General features: G+C 40.4%; 1 pseudogene. It reads right to left on the reverse strand.

Annotated elements, in window-relative coordinates:
- A pseudogene (locus tag AAEY68_RS21530) lies at positions 1 to 245 on the reverse strand (potassium transporter TrkH); the annotation flags it as partial.

Genomic DNA, 245 nt, shown 5'->3' on the forward strand with positions numbered 1-245 from the left:
CCAATAAACATTAAAAACAGAAATACGACACTGGCGACAGAGCCCCACGATTGATAATCTGTTAGACCGTAACCGGTTGTGGTGATGACAGAAATAACATTGAAGCTAGCAAGTCTTAATGCATCTAAAAAGTCTATTTGCTGATGTTGCCACAGCCAAAAGGCTAATGAGAATGACACCAGTAACACAAAGCGTAAAAAGCCTATCACTTGTTGATCATTCCATAAGCGTAAGCTGCGTTGTTG

The organism is Pseudoalteromonas sp. RB2-MNA-CIBAN-0110, from assembly GCF_040309305.1.
Lineage (GTDB): Bacteria > Pseudomonadota > Gammaproteobacteria > Enterobacterales > Alteromonadaceae > Pseudoalteromonas > Pseudoalteromonas arctica.